Source organism: Streptomyces humi, from assembly GCF_001005085.2.
GTDB lineage: Bacteria > Actinomycetota > Actinomycetes > Streptomycetales > Streptomycetaceae > Streptomyces > Streptomyces humi.
Window position 1 is genome coordinate 40,211 of sequence record NZ_LBMU02000055.1, and the last position, 20,190, is coordinate 60,400.

At 70.3% G+C, this 20,190-nt stretch carries 21 protein-coding genes; 6 read left to right on the forward strand and 15 right to left on the reverse strand.

Features of this window, described 5'->3' with window-relative positions; all coding sequences use genetic code 11:
• Positions 1 to 7 precede the first annotated feature (7 nt).
• The 9 genes from AAW13_RS46955 to AAW13_RS24675 all read right to left on the reverse strand — a co-directional run bounded on the left by AAW13_RS46955 (position 8) and on the right by AAW13_RS24675 (position 8,172).
• Positions 8 to 730 carry a YVTN family beta-propeller repeat protein gene (locus tag AAW13_RS46955; protein WP_046731779.1) on the reverse strand — a complete coding sequence of 241 codons (723 nt, stop codon included), beginning with the start codon at positions 728 to 730 and terminating at the stop codon, positions 8 to 10.
• 18 nt (positions 731 to 748) lie between these two features.
• Complete coding sequence (locus tag AAW13_RS24640) at positions 749 to 3,079, reverse strand: beta-N-acetylglucosaminidase domain-containing protein (RefSeq protein WP_240528721.1); 2,331 nt, start codon at positions 3,077 to 3,079, stop codon at positions 749 to 751.
• A gap of 110 nt (positions 3,080 to 3,189) precedes the next feature.
• Positions 3,190 to 3,831 (reverse strand): CoA transferase subunit B, encoded by a 642-nt coding sequence (locus tag AAW13_RS24645; RefSeq protein WP_046731780.1) that lies wholly within the window; start codon positions 3,829 to 3,831, stop codon positions 3,190 to 3,192.
• Entirely contained in the window at positions 3,831 to 4,613 is a 783-nt protein-coding gene (locus AAW13_RS24650; protein ID WP_046731781.1) for a CoA transferase subunit A, read from the reverse strand. The genes AAW13_RS24645 and AAW13_RS24650 overlap by 1 nt, the downstream gene beginning before the upstream one ends.
• The gene (locus tag AAW13_RS46425) at positions 4,610 to 4,924 is read right to left on the reverse strand and encodes a hypothetical protein (protein WP_052768660.1); all 315 of its coding nucleotides are present in this window, start codon (positions 4,922 to 4,924) and stop codon (positions 4,610 to 4,612) included. The genes AAW13_RS24650 and AAW13_RS46425 overlap by 4 nt, the downstream gene beginning before the upstream one ends.
• Before the next feature lie 254 nt (positions 4,925 to 5,178).
• A complete protein-coding gene (locus AAW13_RS24660) occupies positions 5,179 to 5,475 on the reverse strand; it encodes a hypothetical protein (RefSeq protein ID WP_071659679.1) in 297 nt (98 codons plus the stop codon).
• 307 nt (positions 5,476 to 5,782) lie between these two features.
• On the reverse strand, positions 5,783 to 6,010 hold the full coding sequence (locus AAW13_RS24665; protein ID WP_046731782.1) for a hypothetical protein: 228 nt from the start codon (positions 6,008 to 6,010) through the stop codon (positions 5,783 to 5,785).
• 183 nt (positions 6,011 to 6,193) lie between these two features.
• Positions 6,194 to 6,922 (reverse strand): CE1759 family FMN reductase, encoded by a 729-nt coding sequence (locus tag AAW13_RS24670; RefSeq protein ID WP_046731811.1) that lies wholly within the window; start codon positions 6,920 to 6,922, stop codon positions 6,194 to 6,196.
• A gap of 62 nt (positions 6,923 to 6,984) precedes the next feature.
• Entirely contained in the window at positions 6,985 to 8,172 is a 1,188-nt protein-coding gene (locus AAW13_RS24675) for a CE1758 family FMN-dependent luciferase-like monooxygenase (RefSeq protein WP_046731783.1), read from the reverse strand.
• A 274-nt stretch (positions 8,173 to 8,446) separates the two neighbouring features.
• Here AAW13_RS24675 and AAW13_RS24680 point away from each other — a divergent pair, with 274 nt between their 5' ends.
• From AAW13_RS24680 to AAW13_RS24690, 3 genes are all read left to right on the forward strand, one after another.
• Positions 8,447 to 11,296: an ATP-binding protein gene (locus AAW13_RS24680; RefSeq protein WP_240528722.1), complete on the forward strand. Its 2,850-nt coding sequence runs from the start codon at positions 8,447 to 8,449 to the stop codon at positions 11,294 to 11,296.
• Positions 11,297 to 11,474: 178 nt separating this feature from the next.
• Complete coding sequence (locus tag AAW13_RS24685) at positions 11,475 to 11,900, forward strand: SsgA family sporulation/cell division regulator (protein WP_046731784.1); 426 nt, start codon at positions 11,475 to 11,477, stop codon at positions 11,898 to 11,900.
• Positions 11,851 to 12,489: an AraC-like ligand-binding domain-containing protein gene (locus tag AAW13_RS24690; protein WP_079178944.1), complete on the forward strand. Its 639-nt coding sequence runs from the start codon at positions 11,851 to 11,853 to the stop codon at positions 12,487 to 12,489. The genes AAW13_RS24685 and AAW13_RS24690 overlap by 50 nt, the downstream gene beginning before the upstream one ends.
• A gap of 3 nt (positions 12,490 to 12,492) precedes the next feature.
• Here the strand turns inward: AAW13_RS24690 and AAW13_RS24695 are convergent, their stop codons facing one another.
• Together AAW13_RS24695 and AAW13_RS24700 are read right to left on the reverse strand one after the other, a co-directional pair.
• Positions 12,493 to 13,449: an NADP-dependent oxidoreductase gene (locus AAW13_RS24695; protein ID WP_046731785.1), complete on the reverse strand. Its 957-nt coding sequence runs from the start codon at positions 13,447 to 13,449 to the stop codon at positions 12,493 to 12,495.
• 108 nt (positions 13,450 to 13,557) lie between these two features.
• Positions 13,558 to 14,205: a TetR/AcrR family transcriptional regulator gene (locus AAW13_RS24700; RefSeq protein WP_046731786.1), complete on the reverse strand. Its 648-nt coding sequence runs from the start codon at positions 14,203 to 14,205 to the stop codon at positions 13,558 to 13,560.
• A 106-nt stretch (positions 14,206 to 14,311) separates the two neighbouring features.
• Between AAW13_RS24700 and AAW13_RS24705 the strand changes: the two genes are divergently transcribed.
• Positions 14,312 to 15,205, forward strand: coding sequence for a Rossmann-fold NAD(P)-binding domain-containing protein (locus AAW13_RS24705; RefSeq protein ID WP_206306273.1), 894 nt, complete (start codon positions 14,312 to 14,314; stop codon positions 15,203 to 15,205).
• A 199-nt stretch (positions 15,206 to 15,404) separates the two neighbouring features.
• On the opposite strand, the gene AAW13_RS24710 is transcribed toward AAW13_RS24705, so the two are convergent.
• The 3 genes from AAW13_RS24710 to AAW13_RS24720 form a co-directional block, all read right to left on the reverse strand.
• Complete coding sequence (locus AAW13_RS24710; protein WP_046731787.1) at positions 15,405 to 15,824, reverse strand: SsgA family sporulation/cell division regulator; 420 nt, start codon at positions 15,822 to 15,824, stop codon at positions 15,405 to 15,407.
• Between the two features lie 125 nt (positions 15,825 to 15,949).
• Complete coding sequence (locus tag AAW13_RS24715; protein WP_046731788.1) at positions 15,950 to 16,390, reverse strand: hypothetical protein; 441 nt, start codon at positions 16,388 to 16,390, stop codon at positions 15,950 to 15,952.
• Between the two features lie 335 nt (positions 16,391 to 16,725).
• On the reverse strand, positions 16,726 to 17,808 hold the full coding sequence (locus tag AAW13_RS24720) for an aromatic acid exporter family protein (RefSeq protein ID WP_046731789.1): 1,083 nt from the start codon (positions 17,806 to 17,808) through the stop codon (positions 16,726 to 16,728).
• Between the two features lie 312 nt (positions 17,809 to 18,120).
• Here AAW13_RS24720 and AAW13_RS24725 point away from each other — a divergent pair, with 312 nt between their 5' ends.
• Together AAW13_RS24725 and AAW13_RS24730 are read left to right on the forward strand one after the other, a co-directional pair.
• Positions 18,121 to 19,071 (forward strand): NmrA/HSCARG family protein, encoded by a 951-nt coding sequence (locus tag AAW13_RS24725; RefSeq protein ID WP_046731790.1) that lies wholly within the window; start codon positions 18,121 to 18,123, stop codon positions 19,069 to 19,071.
• Positions 19,072 to 19,140: 69 nt separating this feature from the next.
• Positions 19,141 to 19,608: a MarR family winged helix-turn-helix transcriptional regulator gene (locus tag AAW13_RS24730; protein WP_046731791.1), complete on the forward strand. Its 468-nt coding sequence runs from the start codon at positions 19,141 to 19,143 to the stop codon at positions 19,606 to 19,608.
• Positions 19,609 to 19,672: 64 nt separating this feature from the next.
• On the opposite strand, the gene AAW13_RS24735 is transcribed toward AAW13_RS24730, so the two are convergent.
• Complete coding sequence (locus AAW13_RS24735) at positions 19,673 to 20,164, reverse strand: carboxymuconolactone decarboxylase family protein (protein ID WP_046731792.1); 492 nt, start codon at positions 20,162 to 20,164, stop codon at positions 19,673 to 19,675.
• Between the last annotated feature and the right edge of the window lie 26 nt (positions 20,165 to 20,190).

Here is a 20,190-nt window from a genome sequence, read left to right on the forward strand (position 1 = left end):
CCGGCCGTCACCCCACGGGCACCGGGGTCAGCGCCACGGCCAGTGGATACGCGCCTGTCGTCAGCGGTGAACCTGCGGTGCCGGTCGCCGTGTCGACCGGCACCAGTCCGTTTCCGTCGGCTGTGGTGACGTAGGCCGTGGCGCCGTTCCAGTCCAGGGCCACGTCGAAGGCCGACGCGCCTACCGTGATCGTGGTGCCGGGGGCGCCGGTCACCGTGTCCACCGGAGTGACGTGGTCACCGTTGCTCGGACTGACCCAGAGCGTGCGGCCGTCCGGCGAGAGGGCGAGCCCGTAGGCCTGGCCGGAGACCAGGATGGTCGGTTGGGTGTCGTCGGTCGCGGTGTCGATCGGGGTGACCGTCGAGCCGCCGGAGTCGGAGACGTACACCGTTCTGCCGTCGGGCGCGGCGACCACGTTGAAGGGGCTCGGTCCCACGGGGATCGCCGTGCCCGCTCTCCCCGTCGTCAGGTCGACGGGGGTGACGGTGTCGTCGTGGATGTTCGCCACGTAGAGGGTCCGGCCGTCAGGGGTGACCGTCATGTTCTCCGGGCCGGAGCCCACGGGGACCGGCTCGCCCGTCCTCAGGGTGCCCGTGTCGATCGGCTGCACCGCGTTGTCGGAGTAGTCGGCCACCCACAGGGTCCTGCCGTCCGGGGTGAGCGCGAGTCCGGCGGGGACGTTGCCCACCGAGACCGTGGCGTCGACCGTGCCCTTCGCCACGTCGATCACGCTGACCGTGTCGGAGCCCTAGTCGGCCGCGTACGCGGTCCGGCCGTCGGCGCTCACCACGACCTCGCCGGGGTTGTTCCCGACCGCGATGTCCGTCGTGGTCCCGGTGGCGAGATCGATCGAACTCACCGACGCGCCGCTGAAGTCGGCGGTCAGGGCACGGAAGTGCCCGGTGCCGTCGGTGACCTGGACGGGGAGCGCGCGGGAGAGGACGCCGGTGCCTTCGGCGACCACCGCGTGCACGCCCTCGGTACCGCCGGTAAGGGTGACGGTCGCCGAAGCCCCGCCCCCGGCCGGGACGGTCACGGTCCCTTCGGCGGGAGACGCGGTGACGCCGTCGGGCACGTCGAGCCGCCAGCCGACCGTCCTGTCCTCGGTGGAGCGCTTGTCGGAGAGTTCGAGCGTCACGGTCCGCGAGGCGCCGGGCTTCAGCGACAGGGACGACGGGGAGAAGGAGACGTCGACTCCCGGGTCGGGCGCGTTCTCCAGCATCGTCGTGTAGAGGAACTGGTCCATCACGCCCGGGGAGACCTGCTGCGGGACGGCGTCCAACTCCTTGCGTTCGGCCCGCAGCAGGTTCCAGTACTCGGACACCGCCTCCGAGTCCCCCGCCCTGTTCGCCAACAGCAGGTCCACGGCCGTCCTGCCCGCGCTGCCGTAGCCGCCGAGCTTGTCCAGCCAGGCTGACGTCTCGTCCAGGAACCCGGGGTTGTCCAGGCGGGCTCGCAACCGGGCGGGCGTGGCGGCCATGTCGGCGAAGTACGCCTTGAGCGTGGCCGCGGCCCGGCCGAGACCCCTGTCCTCCTCGTACGCGGTGCGGAAGGCGGCGATCAGCCTGGTGAGCGTCGGGGACTCGGGCGCGCCGAGCCGGGAGGAGACGTTGTTCTCGGCGAAGATCCGGAGCCACTTGGCGGCCCGCGCCCCGCCGAGGTCGCGGACGGACGCGAGGAAGGCCTGGTGCGGGTCGTAGGCGGCCGGGTTCCACAGGTAGTCGGCCGAGGTGAACAGGGCCAGCCTGCTCGCCTCGCCCTGGACCATCGGGTTGGCGGTCACCCCGGCCGCCTCCGTGGCGACGCCTGTCTCCCTGCCCGTGTAGGGCCCGAGCAGGAGCCGGCTGGTCACGTAGTCGTTGACCGGGTAGTTGTCCCAGATCAGGACCGGATGGCCGTAGACCTCGCGCGCCTGCTTCACCTGGTCGGTGGTGATGGTGGGCGCGATGACGCCGACGCCGGTCCACTCCACGACCACGGAGGGGTCGAGCCGTTCCCGCAGGGCCTTCTTGTACGGGGAGTCCGCGAGGTCGGAGTACTCGGTGGGGACCGTCTCCAGAGGCTGGAGCCCGGTGTGGCCGGCGGAGAACGCCTTCCAGACGGCGTTCAGCAGGTGTGCCTGCGCGGCACCGGCGGCGGCGCCGCCCGTCCCGAACTCCCGCTCGTCCTCGGCGCAGTTCCACCTTGTGTAGCTGATGTCGTCCAGCGGGATCGCGAAGGAGCGCACGCCGATCGCGTAGAGCGAGTCGAACTTCGCGGTCAGCGCCCGGACGTCGGCGTCGGAGGAGTAGCAGACCGACAGGCCGGGGGAGAGCGCGTAGGTGAAGCGGACGTGGTTCGCGCCGGCCCGGTCGACCAGTTCCTTCAACTGAGCGAGTGCGGGCGGCGGGTACTCGTCCCGCCAGCGGGCGCGCAGGTAGTCGTCGTCCTTGGGGGAGTAGACGTACACGTTCTGCTTCGTGCGGCCGTAGAAGTCGAGCTGGTCGAGCCGCTCGGTGTGCGTCCAGGGGGTGCCGTAGAAGCCCTCGACGACCCCGCGCAGCGCGGCGCTCGGCCAGTCCCGGATGGTGGTGACCGGCAACTCGTTGCTGCCGTCGAGGAGTTGGCGCAGGGTCTGGGCCGCGTAGAAGGTGCCGGTGGTGTCGACACCGGAGAGGGCGAGGACGGCGCGGCCCTGACCGCGGCCGGCGGCGAGGACGTAGCCGCCGGAGGCGAGACCGGCGGGTGAGCCGGCCCTGAGCCGCCGCAGCGCCCCGGCGGTGGCGCTGTTCTCACCGGGACCGCCGACGTAGACGGTGAGAGAGGCGGCGGGCGGGCGGCTACCGGCGTCGACCACGGTGATCCGCTCGGCTCCGGAAGCCCGGAGCGCCGTCTCGACGACCTTCCGGGCCGAGTGGTCGGTGCCGGGGCCGACGACCTCGACGACCTGGTCGGGCACGCGGAGCCTGCCGGGTCCTGTGTGCGTGCTCTGCGGGGTCGGCCACACCTGGGGAGCGGGCTGACGCGGTTCGGCCACGGCGGGTACCGCCGGGGCCGCGAGTCCGACGGCCAGCATCAAGGCGGCCGTACATCTGAGCATGATGGATGAAGCCACCTGGGCATGCTAGGTATGTTGAATGGTTCATTCAAGACGGTGTGAGTGAGCGCCGGCCCGTGCGGCGGCAGCGCCAACGCGGGCCGAGGTGCTGGTCACGACCGGATCCGCACCCGCACAGGCGCGTTCGTGTGGGCGGTGACCTCGTCCGCGGTGACGCCGGGGGCCGTCTCGACGAGCGTCAGTCCGTCGGCGGTGACGTCGAGGACCCCGAGATCGGTGATGACGCGGTGCACGCAGGTCCGGCCGGTCAGCGGCAGGGTGCACCGTTCGACGAGTTTGGGGCCGCCGTCCTTCGCGGTGTGCTCCATCAGCACGATCACCCGCCGGGCTCCGTGCACCAGGTCCATCGCACCGCCCATCCCCTTGACCAACTTGCCGGGGATCGCCCAGTTGGCCAGGTCGCCCGCGGCGGACACCTGCATGGCGCCGAGCACCGCCGTGTCGATGTGCCCGCCCCGGATCATCCCGAAGGACAGCGCGGAGTCGAAGAACGAGGCGCCGGGCAGTACGGTGACCGTCTCCTTCCCGGCGTTGATCAGATCCGGGTCCACCTCGTCCTCGTGCGGGTAGGGGCCGGTGCCGAGGATGCCGTTCTCCGAGTGCAGGGTGACGTGCACGTCCGGCGGCAGGTGGCCGGGAATCGTGGTGGGCAGGCCGATGCCCAGGTTGACGTAGGAGCCGTCGGTCAGCTCCAGCGCGGCGCGGGCCGCCATCTGGTCACGGGTCCAGGCCATCAGTGTCGTACCGTCCCTTGTGTCGAAGACGCGGAAACCGTGCGGCGTTCGATCTTCTTGGCGGCCGCCTGCCCGGGGGTGAGGACGACGATCCGTTGCACGAACACGCCGGGCAGATGGACCTGGTCCGGTCCGAGGGCGCCGGGCTCGACCAGTTCCTCCACCTCGGCGATCGTGATCCGGCCGGCCATCGCCGCCAGCGGGTTGAAGTTGGCGGCGGCCCTGCGGAACACCAGGTTGCCGTGGCGGTCCCCGCGCCAGGCCCGGACCAGCGCGAAATCGGTGGTGATGCCGTGCTCCAGGACGTACGTCCGGTCCGCGAAGGTCCGGCTCTCCTTCACCGGGGAGGCGACGGCGACCGAGCCGTCGGGACCGTACCGCCAGGGCAGCCCGCCGTCGGCGACCTGGGTACCGACCCCGGCCGGGGTGTAGAACGCCGGTATGCCGCACCCTCCGGCGCGCAGCCGCTCTGCCAGGGTGCCCTGGGGGGTCAATTCGACCTCCAGTTCCCCGGACAGGTACTGCCGGGCGAACTCCTTGTTCTCGCCGACGTACGAACCCGTCACCCGGGCGATGCGGCGGGCGGCGAGCAGGACGCCGAGCCCGGCGCCGTCCACGCCGCAGTTGTTGGACACCACCGACAGCGCGGTGGCGCCCTGTTCGTACAGCGCGCCGATCACGACCTCCGGCGCCCCGCTGAGGCCGAAGCCACCGACGGCCAGTGACGACCCGTCGGCTATGTCGTGGACCGCCTCGACGGCGGTCGCGCAGACCTTGTTCACGGCTGGGGCTCCTTGTCCGGTGCGGGGACGCCGAAGAGGCGCAACTGGAGGGCGAGGGTGGCGTAGTAGCCGACGAGTGTGGACAGTTCGAACAGGACGGCCTCGCCGAGGGCCGCGCGGGCCTCGGCGTACCAGGCGTCGTCCAGGCGCTCCGGACGTCCGGCGAGCGCACGGGCGGCCGACCAGGCGGCACGTTCGAAGGGACCGCTGAAACCGGGGTCGTCACGGTGACGTTCCCGGAAACGAATGGGTGTTGTCGGACTCGGCACCCGCTCCTCGAAGTTCACCGCGGCCCGGAGCGCCAGGTGCACATAGCTCCGTGGTCAGGACGAGCAGATTGCGTGCCGCGGCGACGTCGGCCAGGGCCGCCAGGTAGATCGATCCCGATCGGTGGGGCACGCGAATCCACCAGCTCTCCCGGTGTTCGCCATGCTGCGCCCGATGGGCGACGCCCACCCTGTGATCGACCAGCAGTTCGCCGAGTTCGGGTCGATCACCGCATCGAACTCCACGGCCGTGGCGGCCCCCTCATCCGTCCTCGCCCCAACTCCTGTGAACTGCGCCTCTACCAGGCGTTCCAGAGCACACCATGACGGTGGCGGACCGGCGGTATGTCAGCGTCGTCGAGTTCGTGGCCGGCGCGGTGCAGTCCGCGGATCCGCTGGGCTTGGAGTCGGCTCTGAAGCCGGGCACGGCCCTCAGCCGTAGCGATCTCTGCGGAAAACGAGCCCTTCCGGCAGTAGAGCACCATCCACTGCCAAGAGGTGAGCCTGCGCCGCGTCTTCGCGGGGGCGGGGCGACGGCCTTCGCGGGCGGCCCGGGCCAGTTCGGCGGTCGCATAGCGCAGGTCGTACAGCGACATGGACTCCGATGCGCCCTCTTGGACGCGGAATCGCCTCGGAGTCGTGCGGACAGTTCGGGACATCGAGAGCCTCCGTAGGGCCTCTGGACTTTCCAGAGGCCCTACGGAGGGCGCGTACCGGTCAGCACAACTCAGCTCCCTTCGGCGGTCACGACGATCCACCAGCAGCACGGTAGTCGTGCGAAGGCGTGCACGCCGAGGCTTTCCGCTCGGCTGGGTCTCCCCGACGGCGCTCCGCCCCAGGGGTCGACCACGACAACGAAGCTGCCGGGCCCCAGGGCAGCCCACGCGGCGAGCGCCGATCGGGTCAGCGGCCGAACGCCCGGAACCGCCGGCGTTCCGGGGCCGGCGGTGAGGTGTCCTGGAGTGCTGGGCCAGGACCCGTGAACGGCGGCTCATCGGCGAGCGGCCACCGATCAGGCCCGTCGGCCGGACGCACGATGGCCTGACCGTCCGGGCCGGTGGACACGATGCCTGGGGCGCGGGCGGCAGCGAGCCAGGTGTCGCTCTCGACCTTGCTCAGACTCACGGCCATCCGCCCTTCCCCGCCCGACGGCGGCACCCGGGCAACCCCGGCTTCCGCGGGCGCGTGATCATCGGCGCACCCGGGACACTGTGTGCCAGGCGTGAGGCCGGTGGCAAGTCCCCGCTGTAGCGCGCCCACTACCGACCAGCACAGGGCCCTCCGTGGGGACCGCGAGCCGTACGGACCTGCCTGTCAGTGATCAGGTCGCGGCCCCTCCTTGCGGACGGGGGCGCCGCCTCCGGTGGCCAGCCGCATGAGATCGGTGTCGAAGTCGACGTCGTCGACGGACCGCTCGGCGCCGGTGGCGTTCCCGCCGAACTGGTGCTGGTAGCCGCCCCAGTTGCGATCGGCGATCTGCGGGCCGGCTCCGGAGCGGAGCAGTACGGAGAGTTCCTGCGCGGCGCGGGTGATGCGCTTGCCGAGGTCGGCCGACCCCCAGTCCTCGGGCGTGGCGTACAGGGAGGTGGGCATCGGCAGGGCCCGGAGGAACGCGAACAGGGGCCGGAGGTGCTCGTCGACGACCATGGCGTGCCGTGCGCTGCCGCCCGTCGCGGCGAGGACGACGGGCCTGGCGATCAGCAGGTCGTTGTCGACCAGGTCGACGAAGGACTTGAAGAGGCCACTGATGGCGGCCTTGTAGACCGGAGTTGCGGCGATGACCGCGTCAGCGCCGGCCAGCAGTTCCATGACCGACTGCACCTTGGCGTTGAGCATGCCGGACACGATGCCCTGTGCGATGTCCGTGGCGAGCGGGCCGAGGTCGATCGAACGCACGGTCGCTGTCGTGCCGGCGGCCCGCAGGGCGTCGATCGTCTTCTGGGCGACGCGGTCGGCGAGCAGCCTGGTCGAGGACGGATCGCTGACACCCGCGTTGACGATGACGAGCGTGACCGGACCGCCGGGAGCCGGACGATCGTTCATGCCGAGTTCGCCGCCGCCCTGTCCGTGGTCTGCCGCGTGGGCCGCGCGAGGGGCGCCCGCCATCAGAACGCCGCCGGGAAGCCGGCCTGGACGTCCGGGGTGCTGTCCTGGTACGGCGAGGTGCCCGACAGGTTGTCGCCCCGGTTGGGGTTCGGACGCGGCTGGCGCGGTTCGGCGTCGCCGTACTTCGCTTTGACCAGTGTGGCGTGCGTCGGTGCGTCGGGAATGCCGGGCCTGCGGCGGGCCGCCATCTCCTTGCGCAGCACCGGCACCACCTCGGTGCCCAGCAACTCGACCTGCTCCAGCGCCATCTCGATGGGCAGGCCGCCGGAGTCGACCGCGAAGAGCTGACGCTGGTAGTCGCCGAAGCCCTCCTGCCAGGTGAGGGCCTTGTCGATCACTTCCTGCGGACTGCCGACCGTCATGGGCGTGGCGGCCATGTAGTCCTCCAGCTTCGAGCCCCGGAAGAGGGGATAGTTCTCGAAGTAGGGACGGTAGGCGCTGACCGCGTCCTGGGACCGCTTCGCGATGAACGCCATGCCGCCCAGACCGACGATGGCCTGCTCGGCGGTGCCGTGACCGTAGTGCTCGTACCGGCGCCGGTAGAGCTCGACGATCGGCTTGAAGTGGAAGTTCGGGGCCAGGATGTGGTTGGCGAAGAACCCGTTGCCGTAGTACGCCGCCTGTTCGGCGGTCTCCGGGCTGCGGATGGAGCCGTGCCACACGAACGGCGGGACGTCGTCCAGTGGGCGCGGAGTGGAGGTGAAGCCCTGGAGCGGGGTGCGGAACTGTCCTTCCCAGTCGACCACGTCCTCGCGCCACAGCCGGTGGAGCAGGTTGTAGTTCTCCAGGGCGAGCGGTACGCCCTGGCGGATGTCCTTGCCGAACCAGGGATAGACCGGCACGGTGTTCCCGCGCCCGAGCATCAGGTCCAGACGTCCCTTGGCGAGGTGCTGCACCATCGCGTAGTCCTCGGCGATCTTCACCGGGTCGTTGGTGGTGATCAGGGTGACGGCCGTGCTCAGGACGATCCGCTCCGTCAGGGCCGCGATGTGGGCGAGCACGGCCGGGGGAGAGGACGGCACGAAGGGCGGGTTGTGGTGCTCCCCCAGCGCGAACACGTCGAGGCCCACCTCGTCGGCCCGCCGGGCGACCTTGACGATGTTGCTGATCCGCTCGGCCTCGCTCTGGGTCCGACCGCTGACCGGGTCCGGCGAGATGTCACCGACGCTGAATATGCCGAACTGCATGGCGGGGCTCCTAGGGTTTGCACGACTGTGCACATGATTCAACAAGTTGACACGTCACATAAACCCAGGGCGAGTGAATCACCTATGGCGTTCGTCACGCCGGCAACCTGTCACCGACCTTTCGGTGACAGGTCGGCAGCGGCCGGTGAGCGCCCGTTCCATGCGGGTGGTCGCGTTCTCTCGCGGCGATTACTTTGGGATTCACCTGATGGGACACGTGCCGTCCTGACCCCAGGTGATGCGACTCGTCTCGCTCCCGTCCCGAGGAGCGCCCGTGAAACCGACCCAGCCGCCGCCCCCGCCGTTCCCCGCCGGCGATGTGCGTCGTCCCCCGGTGCGGGGCCGGCTGGAAGAACGCGCCGTGCTTGACGCGCGGTTCGACGCGCTGGCCCAGGGGCGCGGCGGGGTCGTCTGCGTGACGGGACCGCCTGGTAGCGGCAAGACCCGGTTCCTCTCCGAGGCCTGTTCGGTGGCCGGGCGCCGGGCCTTCAAGGTGTACCGGGGCGGCGCGAGCCCGGACAGCCAGTTCGTGCCGCTGGCCCCGCTGCTGGAGGGCACCCAGACCGAGGGGACCCCGCTCTTCGACACCGCGAGACTGCGTGCCCTGGCCACCGCGCCCGACCAGCGTTTCTGGCTCCTTCAGGAGCTCCAGGACCAGCTCGAACGGGCCGCCCTCGACTGCCCCCGGGTCGTGGTCCTGGACGATGTCCAGTGGTGTGACGATCTGACCCTCCTCGCCCTGCGCACGCTCTCGTCCCGGCTGTCCGCCCACGCCATCGTGTGGTTGGTGGCGGTACGGGGCGGGAGCAGCACCCCGGAGGTGCTCACCACACTGGACCGGCTGGAGCGGGACGGCGCACTCCGGATCAGTCTCGGTCCGCTCTCCGACGCCGCCGTCCGCGAGATCACCCAGGACGTTCTCGGAGCTCCTCCGGACACCGCGACCCTGGACGTCGTCCGGCGCGCGGAGGGTGTTCCCCTGCTCCTGATGGAGCTGCTGCACGGCATGAGCGCCGAAGGCAGGGTGGTAGTCAAGGCCGGTGTGGCCCGCCTGGTCGGCCGCCGGCTTCCGGCCCGTTTCCAGACCTCCATCCTGCACCGTCTCCACAGCCTGTCCGAGCCCACCAGGGAGGTCGTCCGCGCGGCCTCCGCCATCGGGCACGCCGTCACCGTCGATCTTCTTGCCGAACTCCTCGACCGGCCGGTCGGCGCGCTGGTCGCTCCGGTGCAGGAGGCACTTGACTCCGACCTCTTCACCGAACGGGAGGGACGGCTGGTCTTCCGCCACGACCTCATCCGCGAAGCCGTGGCGGACAGCCTGCCGGAGTCCGTACGAAAGGCCCTGCGGCGGCATGCGGCCGAGATCGTCCTGGCCCGTGGCGCTTCGCTGAGCGAGGCGGCCTCCCTGGTGATGGACAGCGCGGAACCCGGTGACCGGGCCGCCGTGCAGCTGCTGCGGGCCGCTGCCGCGGAGCTCGCGGAGACCGCTCCCTCGGCCGCGGCGGAACTGAGCCGTCAGGCACTGGAACTCACCGCCGAGGAGGGCCCGGAGCGGTCGACGATCATGGCCGAGACCATGGTGCTCCTCTGGCGGGCCGGACGGGCCACACAGGCGCGCGCACTCGGCGCGACGGCCGTGCCCGGCACCCTCCCGTGCGAGGCCGCGGCGCGGGTGCGTCTGAGCCTCGCACGCGTGTCGAGCCAGTACGACTTCACCGAGGGAGCACACCATGCCGGCGTCGGAGCGGCCCTGCCGGGGATCCCGGAGTGCCTGCGCGCTCATCTGCTGGCCCTGTACTGCCTCGACCTGGGACTGGTCGGGGACTTCGGAGCCACGGCACGTGCGGCGGTCGACAAGGCGCTGCGGTCCGCGCGGCAGGTGGGGGACAGGGCCGCGCTGGCCACCGCCATGACGGCGCACTCCGTCATGCTCTACTACCAGTGCGACTGGGCCCGGGCGTTCCAGCGCGCGGACGAGGCCGAGGAGATCGCTTCCGAAGCCGGTTTCTCGCGTTCCCTCTGGGTGCCCGAGGCGCTGTGGAAGGCGTTCATGCTCAACGCGGCAGGCCGTACGGCGGAGGCACTCGCCGCGTCGGAGGCAGGTGTCCGGGACACCCAGCGGCAGGGCCAGGCAGCCGCCATGCGTCTGTGGGTCATGAACCGTTCCCGGGTCCTCCTGGATGCCGGACGGCTGTCCGACGCCAGGGCGGAGGCGGAAGCCGGCGCGGCCATGGCCGACGAACTGGGCATGGGCAATTTCGCCGACGCGACGCTCCTGTACACCCTGCTCCGGGTCGCCCTGCACACCGGCGACCGCGACGCGGCGAAGACGTACGCGGCCGAGGTCGGACGGATGGTCGGCGATCCGGCGGTACTCGTCCGCAACGCCGGGTCCTGGCTGCTGGCGCTCGTGGCCGACGTGGAGGGCAGCCCGGACCGGGCCATGGCGCTGCTCGACGAGTCGTTCGCCACCTTCGAGCAGGTGGGCCCCTCGCTGGCGAGTCCCGACGACCCGGCCGATCTGCCCGTCCTCGTGCGTATGGCACTACGTGCGGGCGCCCATGACCGTGCCGTCGCCGTGGTCGCCGTCGCGGAGCACCGGGCCGCCCGCAACCCGGGGTTCCCGATCGCCGCCGCGGCGGCGGCCCACGCCCGGGGCCTGCTCGACAACGACACCCCGCACCTCCTGCACGCCGTGGACCTGTACCAGGGAATCGGACGGCTCCTGCCGCGTGCCTCGGCCCTGGAGGACGCCGGGCGGAGACTGGCCGTCGCCCACCCCGCGGACGCCGTGCCCGTCCTCGGCGCGGCGCTCGACCGCTATGCCGAGGCGGGCGCCGAGCACGACGCCGCCCGAGTCCGCCGCCGGCTACGGGCGCTGGGCGCGCCGCGCCGCCGCACGACATCCGCCGCGACCGTGTCCGCATGGCCGGAACTGACGGCGTCGGAGGTCGCCGTGGTGAGACTGGTGGCGCGGGGCATGACCAACCGACAGGTGGCCGAGCACCTCGCGAACTCTCCGCACACCGTCAGCTCCCATCTCCGGCACGCCTTCCTCAAGCTCGGCCTGACCTCACGTGCCGAACTGGCCCGGCTGGCACGAGAGCGCGAACACCCGGAGTAACCGCTTCGTATCCCACACCCGGGCGCAGAACTGACCGGAAGCCATGTGATGTGCCGTTTTGCACCTATATGACAGGCTCATCCAGGTAAGGCCGGTAAGGCCGGTAAGGCCCTTTCACCTTGCGGCGGTCGAAGACCTCGCGGTGGATCAGCTCGCGCCCCATGGACGGAGGGGTTGAATGAGAAAGCCAGTTCGCTCGGTCGTGTACGGAACGACGGCACAAGTGAACGTCAGGGGGGAGCCCCAGGTTTCCCTTCCGGCGGAGCTGCGCTACAGGACCGCCGATCCGTACGCCGTGTGTCTTTCGCTCGGCGCGCCGCTCACCGGTCCCGTCGACTGGCTCTTCGCCCGCAGCCTGCTCGCGGCGGGCCTGCGTCTGCCGGCCGGCACGGGGGATGTGCGGGTGATTCCCCGGCACCGTGGACACCCGGACCGTGTGGGCGTCGTGCTCCGGGTGCGGGCCCAGGAGGCGGCCGTCGACATCGAGACCTCCGTGGTGAGCGCGTTCCTCATGCGGACCCTCGCACTGGTGCCTGAGGGCACGGAAGGTCTCCATGTCGACCTGGACCGCGCCGTCGCCGAGCTTCTCGAAGACGCCGAATGAATTCCGGAACGCTCCGGCCTTCCGTCTGTGTAAAGAAACCCCTCTGTCTTTCGGAGATGCGATGTCCCTCGTGATGGACAAACCCGCACGTTCCTACGATCTCGGCCATCTGCGGATCTGTGTTCTGCGTCTGGACGGCCGGTCCGCCCCGGCTCCCCCGTGGCTGTCGGACCCGGACGCCGGTGAGGCCCTGTACGTGGCGATATACGGGCACGGCTCGATCGCTGTGAATCAAGGGCAGCAGAAGACCTGTGAGCATGCGGGTGACATCGTCTTCTGCGACCCGCGGCAATCGGAATTCACCTGCTGCGGCAACTCGTGTGCGATGACGGTCCTGCGAGTGCCCCGGCGCAGCCTGGGCATCGCCGAATCGGACCTGCGGCGTATCCACGGGATGCGGCTGGCCTGTGCGGACGGGACTCGGGGAAGGGTGACCCACTTCCTCACCGCGCTCGTGTCGGAGGCGGAGTGCCGTAGGACGCGGATCGGTGACCGGCTCGCCCGCAGCGCTGTGGACCTGCTGGCCGTACTGGTCACGGAGTGGGCACTGGAGCGCCGGGTGGCGGCGGAGAACGGCGCACATACGTAAGGTTCAAGGCGCCTCGGACGAGCCGTCATGCCCGGTCGCTGCCCCTGTCAACAGGACGATCTTGCCGGTCGCGTGGCCGGTCCGGCTCGCCTCGAGCGCGGCGGCCGCTTCCGTGAGGCCGTAGGTGCGCGCCACCGGCACACGCAGCCGGCCGTCCTGGATCAGTTGCAGGATCTCGCCCAGGGCGCGAGCACCCTGCCCGGCCGCGCCGCCCGTGTGGATCTGGATGCCGGTCCCGGCGGCGTCGAAGGCCACCAGGGTGAGAACCCGCTCCGGCCCTCCCGCCAGCTCGATCGAGTCCGGGATCTCACCGCGGCCGGACGCGTCGACGACGGCGTCGACGCCGTCGGGGGCAACGGCCCGGACCCGCTCCACCAGCCCGGGTCCGTACGTGACCGGCAGGGCGCCGAGTTCGCGCAGCAGTCCGTGGTTGCGTTCGCTCGCCGTGCCGATGACGCGGGCGCCCCGGGCGGCCGCCAGTTGGACCGCGAAGGTGCCTACGCCGCCGGCGGCCGCGTGCATCAGCACGGTGTCACCCTCGGTGACCTTCAGCCGCTCCAGGACCGTCCATGCGGTGCCGCCCGCGCCGGCGAGGGCGCCCGCCACGTGCCACGGCACCGTGCCGGGCCTGGCGACCAGCGCGGCGGGATCGGCCAGTGCGGACTGGGCGTAGGACGGGGTGAGCGAGGTGCCGAGCACCTCGTCGCCGATCTCGATCCCGGTCACACCCTGGCCGACGGCATCGACCACGCCGGCCACGTCGGACCCCAGACCGGCCGGGAGGGTGAGCGGGATCTGCTCGCGCATCGCTCCCTGGAGGATCTTCCAGTCGATGGGGTTGACTCCGGCCGCGCGTACCGCCAGCCGTACCTGACCCGGACCGGGAGCCGGGGGTGTCACGTCTACGACACGCAGGTGTTCCGTAGCGCCGTACTCGGAGAACTGCACTGCGAGGGACATCTCCTGGCTCCGGTCTTCTTCAGCGGATGTGCCGACTCCGATTCTAGCAACAAGATGATGCATCAACCATTTGCCGGTGTGTCGCGACCCCCTCGGCGGCTCCCGTCGTCACCCCTCCTGGCCGGCTTGGCCTTTCCGCTCGGGGGCGGCCGGCCGGCAGAGGCGTTCGATGAGGAGCTGCCAGCTGTCGGCCAGGCGTGCGATGTGACGGGCGTCGTCGGTCCGTGGAGGCACCGACAGGTAGAGCAGGATGGGACCTTCGAGCGCGCCGGTCAGTTGCACGGCGAGGCTGTCGACGTCCGGAACGTCGAGCCCGGCCTGCCCGAGAAGCACACGGAGATGGATCTGGGACAGGGTCGACTCCCCGGCCGGAATCGGCTGGTTGCGATCCAGGGCGGCGCGGGCGACGGCATGGCGTTCCAGAAGGAACCTGATGCGCGCACGGCCGTATGCCACCAGCCGGGCGACCGGCGCAGCCCCGGGGCCAAGAGGCGGAGGGCCGGAGAGGACCCGTTCCTGAAAGGCGCGCTCGTCGTCGTCCAGGAGGGCGTGGAAGATGCCGGCCCTGCTTCGGAAGCGACGGAAGACGGTGCCCTTGCCCAGGCCTGCCCGTTCGGCCAGGCCGTCCATCGTCACCTGCTCCACGCCGGCCTCGGCGATCATCTCGCGGACCGTGTTCAGCAGAAGCTGCCGGTTGCGCGCCGCGTCGGCGCGTTCGGCGCGCTCGCCTCCCAGTTTCACCACGGGTCTCTGCACCGCCGCAGACTACCGGCACGCAATAAGCGGGGTAAAGTCCGCTTGCGGTACGGTCGAGTAGGTCGATCGACCGGACCCGCAGACCAGTGGAGAGGAAGCATCAGAGATGGCGATGAACGGTGTCCCGAATCGCGCAGTGGTCCTGCGCCCCGTCGGGGTGGAGCGACTCGACCTGTCGGACAGGCGGCTGACCGTCTTCGGAGGAACGAACGGTCTCGGGCGGGCCATCGCGTGGCAGGCGCTGGCCCGGGGTGCGGAGGTCACCGTGGTGGGACGCACGTTCCGCAGTGATCCTCAGGCGCGGCTGACGTTCGTGCGGGCCGATCTGTCGTCGATGCGCGAGGCCGTGCGTCTCGGACGCGAGCTACCCGTCGAGACGCATGACCTCGTCGTGTTCACGCTGGGCGTCTCTGCCTCCCCGGCCCGCAGGGAAACCGACGAACGCGTCGAGCGGGACATGGCGGTGAGCTACCTCAGCCGATTCGCGGTCATGCAGGGGCTCAGCGCACGACTCGGCGCTTCGCGCCCCGCCGCTCCACCGCGGCCTCGTGTGTTCGTCATGGGCGCCCCGGGATCCGGGGTGCTCGGCGACCCCGACGACCTCAACTCCGAGAAGCCCTACAAGGCGCTCCGCGCGCACCTGAACACCGTCGCCGGGAACGAGGCGCTGGTGCTCGGCGGTGCCGACCGGCTCCCCGGCCCTGCCTACTTCGGGCTGAACCCCGGCCTCATCAGGACCGACATCCGATCGGAGTTCCTGGGAGGAGGAAGTCTCAAGCACAGGCTGACCGAGACCGTCATCGGATGGGTGGGGCAGTCACCGCAGGCCTACGCCAAGCGGATCGTGCCTCTGCTGTTCGCTCCGGAGCTGGAAGGACAGACCGGGTTGCTCTTCAACAACAAGGCCCGGCCGATTCTGCCGTCCCGCGGATTCGACCGGGCACGCACGGAGCGGTTCCTGACAGGCTCGGAAGCCCTCCTGCGGCATGCGCTCGGCTGACCGCGACGGGCCCAGGCCCCCTGCCTGACAGGCCGGTCGGCATGCGCTCGGCCCGGTGCCCGGGGGCTGGTCCGGAGCGTGGCGGGGACGAGTCATCCCGGGGCAGCGGGGGCGAAGTCGCGAACAGTTCCGGATGCCCCCGCTTCAGCTGGACGTACGCCTTGAGCCGGGCCCTTCGTCGGGTTGCAGAACATCCGTCTCAGGCCGCGCCGTGCAGCAGCCGGGAGAGCTCGGCGTCCACGTCCAGACCCTCGGCCTCCTGTCCGGACGGTACCAACTCATATGTCCGTCCGAGCCATTGAGCGACCACCCGGAGCGGTGCGAGGAGCTGTGCCCTCCCGTGCGGTGAGGACAGGATCAGGCTGAGCTCGGTACGGGGGCCGGTCCCGGTCGGCCGAAGGCGCACGTCGCCACGCCCCGTGGGCCGGCGGAGCCCTTCGGCCAGCATGTCGCGGTCCAGGACCCAGCGGACTTGGTGGTCGGTGCCGGTGTGGAAATCGAGGACTGCGGCAAAGGGGTCCTTGGCGCTGTACCGCAGAAGGGTCGGCACAGCGAGACGCTCGCCGGACGGGAGCACGAGCTCCATGTGCAACAGCTGGTCTATTACATGGTCGGGCATGGCTCGGATCGCTTCCAGAAGGCCTGCGCTGCCCGGGCCCCCGCTCACCGTCCGCGGTGGTGTCCGGATTCGTGGGGGGCGGCCCGGGTCGGCATGCGATATGCCTGCCGGGCCGCCCAGCGGGGTCAGTTGAAGATGCGGTGGTCGAAGGCGTGGGAGCCGGCGTTCACGGCCTGCCACTCGCCGTGGGTGCGCTCGTAGAACCGGTGTCCGTCATAGCGGTACTGCCGACCGTCGGCGTTGCAGTACCAGTCCTTACCGGTGCGCTCCCACCTGCGCTGACCGTCCCAGCGGTGGTCGCGGCGGTCGTCCCGGTCGTTCCGGTCGTTCCGTCGGTGGTCGCCACGGTTGTCCCGGCGGCCCTGGCCGTCCCGGTCACCGCGGTTGTCGTCGTGGCGGTTGCCGTACTCGGTCCGGTCCGAGGAGTGGTTGCCGGTGACCGTGATCTGACCGGTCGCCGTGCTCGGCGCGGCTGAGGCGGTGCCGCCCACTGCCAGCAGCGTGCCGACGGCAACGGCGAGCGCCGCTGCCGTGGTGGCCGCACGCCGCGCGACGTGGAGCTTCATGATGGTTCTCCTTGCTGTCTGCGGAGCCTCGGATGGAGGTCCGCTTGGTGGGTGGGGGACGTCACTGTCCCCGGAAGCGATCGGCTCCCTTACCCGGCCGCCGCCTTCCGGTTCGACTGGGCGGGGGCTCTGTGTCCCCGCGGCGACGCGTGTCGGCGGCCTCGGAAGCTTTAGTTGACGCTTCAATGAGAACGTATGAGGACTTAGGTGATACGTCAAGCAAAAACGGGCAAAGGTGCACCAAGTCACTTTGATGACACATCAACTGGTTAGGGCGCGGCAACTGATCGCGTGTAGCCGGTGCCCTCGCGAGAGGTGTTCCGGTGTGGCTCGGCTCAGGCCGATGTCCTGGCCGGGCGCGGGGTCCAGTGCCTGTCGGCGTGGTCCAGGTCGGCCAGCAGCCTTTCCATGTCGATCATCAGTGAGCCGTAGAAGTGCCATGCGCCCGGTTTCACCAGCGTGCCGTGACCGATGAGGTCGGTCATGGTCTGGTGCCAGGCCACCACGGTGTCTATCGCCTCTCGGAGCTGCTCGCGGGCGTCTGCGTCCGCTGGATCGACCGTGGAAGACGGCCTGGCGAATTCCCGGACCGCCGCCCCGGTCAGTCGGAGGGTGTGGGCGTACTTGTCGAGGAACTGCTGCCCCAGATGATGGTCGGCGTGGCTGTCGTGTGCGTTGTCGGCCAAGGTTCGCGCGATACCGCGGACCTGGAGCGAGACCCCGCGCAGGGCCGTGAACGCTTTGCCGTAGGGCATGGAGCTGCTACGTGTTCGGGCGGCGCACCGCGGGTTCCATCGCAGGCTTTCGTCGGTCTGCCGCACGTGCTCCGCCGTGTTCGCCAGCCGTTGCTCCAGCCGGCGTGCCTGGTAGAGCCAGGTGTGCGCCTTCGAGGTGAGTTGCCGTCGGGCGAGTCCGTCACCCATGTCGGTCAGTAGTGTTCCCATGGCTCGGGCGAGGTCGCGCACGGCGGAGTCCGACTCGCTGAGGCGGAGTGGTGGCAGGACGAGCGCATTCACCGTGATGCCCACCACGGTTCCTGTCAGTGTCTGGGACACCGGGAGAACGAGGCCGTGTATCGGGTCGGTCGCCGTGGTGGCCAGGGCGATCACCGCGGTGGAGGCGCTCTGGAGGCGGTCTTCGGTGTTGCGGCGAGGTCCTGCCAGTACCGCGACGAGCGCGATGACCGCGACGGCACCTGCGGTCGGGCCCAGCATCTGTGTCGTCGTCAGGGCCAGGAGGAGCCCTGCCAGCTTCGTGCTGATGTTCCGTGCGGCTTGGGTCACCGACCGGTAGATCGTGGATGCGTTGACCATCAGCAGAGCCGTGGCGACCGCGAGGTAGGGGCGGTCGTGGGCGGACCAGGGGGCTGTGACGGCCCAGGTGAGCGACGCGGCGATCAGCGTCTTGAAGCTGGTCACCGCGGGATCCGGGGCATCGGCGCGGAGGCGGCCGACGAGACGGCGGGCAGTGGCGCGAGGGCCGGCGGACCGTGACGCCGTTTTTGTTGATACATCCACGAATGAGATGATGGCATTTCATATCGGAAATAGCGGGGTGAATCCGGCCACGTCGTCGTCGCTTGCGTGAGGGCCGGGCGGTCATCTGTCTTGCGTGCCGAGGGGTGACTCTTGTGGCGATCATGGCTCAATCTCGTCCCATAGGTTGATCCGTCAACCGGAATGTGCTTCGGTTGACACATCAACCATCCCTCCGTGAACAGGAGCAGTGGCATGAGTGAGAAGAAGGTCATCGCGGTCGCCGGAGCCACCGGTGCGCAGGGAGGCGGCGCCGCGCGGGCGATCCTCGCCGATCCCGACTCGGGGCTCACCGTGCGCGCGCTGACCCGGAACCCCGACTCACCGGCCGCCAGGGAGCTCGCGGAGCTGGGGGCGGAGGTCGTACGGGCGGACTTCCATGACGAGCCGACCGTGCACAAGGCGTTCCAGGGTGCGTATGGCGCCTTCCTCGTCACCAACTTCTGGGCGCATGGTTCGGCGGCCAAGGAGACGGAGGAGATCGAGGTCCTGGCGCGGGCCGCGAAGGAGGCGGGCCTGCGGCACGTGGTGTGGTCGACGCTGGAGGACACCCGCGAACTGCTGCCGCTGGAGGACGAGCGGATGCCCGTTCTCCAGGAGAGGTACAACGTGCCGCACTTCGACGCCAAGGGGGAGGGCAACGAGCTGTTCCGGCAGGCCGGGGTGCCGACCACTTTCCTGAACACCACCTTCTTCTTCCAGGGCTTCCTGTCGATGATGGGCCCCAAGCGCGCCGAGGACGGCGTGCTGACGCTGACCCTGCCGCTCGAGGACGGCAAGCTGCTGGCGGGTGTGGACGTGGATGACATCGGCCGCACGGCGCTCGCCATCCTCAAGGACGGTGAGCGGTTCGTCGGCCGGACCGTCGGCCTCGCCGGCGACCACCTGACCGGCGCCCAGTACGCGCAGAAGCTCGGTGCGGCGATCGGCGAGCCGGTGCGCTTCCAGTCGGTGCCCTACGACGTCTTCCGCTCCCTGGGCGTACCGGCGGGCGACGAGATCGCCAACATGTTCCAGTACTACGGCGACTTCGACCAGGAGTTCACCGGCGCCCGCGACCTGGACCTCCTGCGGGAGATCAACCCGGCGCTCAAGAGCTTCGACGACTGGCTCGCCGAGAACGCCGCGCACATCCAGGTGGGCTGAGCGGGACGCGCACGCGGCCGACTCCGGGCGCCTATTCGGTGAACTGTCAACTACGTTTACACTTGTGCCATGGAACAGACGGTGCGTTGGCTGACGGCGGAGGAGCAGCATGCGTGGCGGAGCTTCGTCCGCATGCATGAAAGGCTCATGGGCCGCTTGTCCCGCCTGCTTCAGACGGAGTCCAACGTGTCGCCCGCGGACTTCGCCGTACTGGTCGAGCTGACCGACGTGCCGGACGGGCGGCGGCGGTTCCTGGACCTGGCCAGGGCACTGGAGTGGGAGAAGAGCCGGATGTCCCACCACATCGCCCGGATGATGAAACGTGGGCTGGTGGAGCGGGACGAGTGCCCCGAGGACGGCCGTGGCGCGTTCGTGGTGATCACGGACGAGGGGCGGGCGATGATCGAGGCCGCCGCCCCGCGGCATGTCGAGGCCGTGCGTGAGCTCTTCCTGGACAACGTCACGCCGGCCGAGCTGCGGCTGCTGGCTCGGATCTCCGAGCGTGTGGTGGAGAAACTCGACGAGGAGCCGGCCTGACCGCAACGGGCGGCCGGCGTGCGGGACAGCCGGGGCGTCGTCGTCGTACGGCGGCCGGCTGCCGCTACTCGTCGTGCGGCGGCGGTACCGGGTGCCTGCTCATGATCGACACGCGATTGAACGCGTTGATGGTGACCGCCGCCCAGATCGCGGCCGAGATCTGGTCCGAAGTGAGAACCTGCCGGGCGGCCTCGTAGGCGGATGTCTGGGCGTCGGCGTCCACCGGATCGGTGGTGGCCTCGGCCAGTGCCAGGGCGGCGCGCTCCGAGGGAGTGAACAGGCCGGTGTCCCGCCACGCGCTCAGGACACCGAGCCGCTGCGGTGATTCACCGGCGCGCAGGGCCGCTCTGGTGTGCACGTCGAGGCAGTAGGCGCAGCCGTTGAGCTGTGACACGCGGAGGTTGATCAGCTCCACGGTGGTGCGGTCGAGCCCCGCCTCGGAAGCCGTTGCCCGGACCGCCTCCGAGACCTGCACCAGGGCATGGAAGGCCTTGGGGCTCTGCTTGTCGATGAAGATCCTGCGGGGTGCGGAGCCGGGGATGGGGTGGTCGTTCACGTCGGGGCCTCCTTCGGGCCACGCTC